The sequence below is a fragment of the Stieleria sp. genome (assembly GCF_041595215.1).
Classification (GTDB): domain Bacteria; phylum Planctomycetota; class Planctomycetia; order Pirellulales; family Pirellulaceae; genus Stieleria; species Stieleria magnilauensis.
Window position 1 is genome coordinate 1 of sequence record NZ_JBFHKV010001186.1, and the last position, 2,460, is coordinate 2,460.

Consider the following 2,460-nt stretch of genomic DNA (forward strand, 5'->3'; position numbering starts at 1 on the left):
CCCATCATCCGGCACCCATCATCCGGCACCCATCATCCGGCACCCATCATCCGGCACCCATCATTCTGCCCCGTATCATTCTGCCTCCCATCATTCTGCCTCCCATCGTCTTGCCCCCATTGTCTTGCCCCCATCACCCCGCCCGCATCGTGAACGTCTACGTGAACAGTTTCGTTGCCGTTCCCTTGTGTTGATTGACCTTGATGTCGTACTTGTTCTGCTTGCCGACCGCTGCCCATCGTTCGGCCGTTCCGGTGCTTTGCCAAGCGATCAACAACTGCCGCGTTTCGCGAAACCAATGCCCGAGGTTTTTCGCACCGGATTCAATTCGATCTGATGCCGCTTTTGGTACTTTGGAGGTCCAACGCACGCGTCCGGATGTATCGAAACGATAATATTCCGTGCGACCGAAGTACTCGATCTTCCACCAGCCTTGAAAATGGTCGGCATCGTTGGCCACGCGGTCGCCGGCGGTGAAGTGGATCAACGTGTACGCGTAGCGACCGTCTTTCAGCCACCACTCCTCGTTCTTGGGCAAGTGCTGATGGCGGCAGATGGTGTGGCAAGCGATCCGGCCGACGCCGCTGGAGTCGGTGCCCAGGAACAGCGTGCTGTGGGTGTAATCCGCCTTTCCGCCGTAGTCGCCCTGGGGATCAATATTGAAGTAAGCGATCACGTCGCCTCCCTTGAACACTCCCAGGTCGATGATCTGCTGAGCGGCGGTGCGGGACAGTTTCATCCCCAGCGTCTTGACGTCCGATTGCGCCCGCAGTTTTTTGACGAGTTTCGGCACGGACATCTCGTGGACGCTGACGTTGCCCGTTTTGAGACACTGGCAGATGTAGTGTGCACAGTCCGCCAAACCGTCCCAGCCGTGGATCAAGATTTCGTCACCGTTGGGTTTCTGGAAAACCGCAGACTCACCGACCATGTGACCATCACTGGAAAACTCGGGAACGAAGCGTGCTTCCCAACCGTCACTTTCCGGGGCCTTCAGTTCCTTGCGTTTTTGACTGATCCGGACCGCCTTGTCGCTCAACATGAAGTAGCCGTCGCTGCACGGCTTGTTCCAATATTTCGCGGCGTATTCCAGCGCCGCCGAACGATTCAGAGCCATTGTCGTTCTCCGTGTCGAGTGTTGAACATGCACGAACGTTTTCGGAAGCGTCACCCCCTTCTGTGATCGTCTCCAGTTGCGGAATGTTGTCTGATCCAGCGATGGAATCGCAAACTTTTCGGTCGCTCGGCTGATTATCAGCCGTTTGACGCGAGCCTACGGGCCCTGCGCTGGTCAAAACCTTTTCGATATAGCGGTATTGGGCGTAAGCCCTTCCCGAATGACGGACACGATGAGGCACGCGGTTCAAAGAAGAGAGCGTCGCGATGGCGAGGTTGGCCGTGATGCCCGGTGCTAGAAATCACGAAAGGGACCGCGGGGGTCGGAGGCGTTCATCTCGGCTTGCCACTGTTGGTAGCGGGTTTGAATGTCGCGTGCGACTTCGGGGGATTGCTTGGCGAGATCGGACGATTCGCCGATGTCGGTTTGCAAGTCAAAGAGCATGCTGTCCTGGTCGCCCAGTTGAATCCATTTCCAGTTTCCGATCCGCGCCGCTCGGTGGTCGCGGCGTTTCCAGAACATTTCTCGGCGAGGTGATGTCTGTTCACCGCGAAGCGTCGGCCACCAATCGAACCCGTCCAAGGTGACATCGGCGGGTGTTTCAGCGCCGGCCGCTTTGACGAGACTGGGGAAGATTTCCAACGCGGTCAAAAATTGGTCGTTGGTCGCACCGGCGGGAATGCCACCCTCGGGCCAGCGAACCAGACAGGGAACGCGAACGCCGCCTTCCCACATCGTTGCTTTCTTGCCACGCAACGGGGAATTGTCGGCGCCGCCCGAGCCCCCGTTGTCGGAAAAGAAGATCACGATCGTGTTGTCCAGACAGCCCTTCGTTTCCAGTTCATCGAGCAGCTTGCCGATCGACGCATCCATGCAGGTGACCGCCGCGCGGTAATCACGCTGACGGGCTTCTGCAGTCGTCACGGTCGCGTTGTCCGCGTACTTGTGTTTGCTCGTGGTTCGATACTCGACGTCAACTTCCGGATACAGTTGCTTGAACTCATCGGGGGCCTGAACCGAACTGCGAATCGCCGGATCCAGCGACGAGGAATTGTGCGGCGCGTTGAAGGGCACGTACAAAAAGAACGGTGCTTGACCGGCCCATTGACGCAAAAATCTCAACGCTTCTCGTTCGAACAAGTTGGTGCAATAGGTCCCCTTGTCTTCACCGGTCGGCGATTCGTTGCGGAACATGCTTGGCACGCCGTATCGCTCGTGGGTGTAGTAATCGATTCCGGTGTTGACGAAACCGTAAAAGTCGTCGAACCCGCGCGACGTCGGCAGAAACCGCTTCAAGCTGCCCAGATCCCACTTGCCATAAATCGCGGTCTTGTAGTCGGCCC

The 2,460-nt window shown here is 57.7% G+C and carries 2 protein-coding genes; both read right to left on the reverse strand.

What is annotated here, in order from left to right:
* Positions 1-157: 157 nt before the first annotated feature.
* Entirely contained in the window at positions 158-1,117 is a 960-nt protein-coding gene (locus ABX749_RS29510; protein ID WP_372899194.1) for a hypothetical protein, read from the reverse strand.
* A 294-nt stretch (positions 1,118-1,411) separates the two neighbouring features.
* A partial coding sequence (locus tag ABX749_RS29515) for a sulfatase-like hydrolase/transferase (protein WP_372899195.1) occupies positions 1,412-2,460 on the reverse strand: 1,049 nt, incomplete at its 5' end.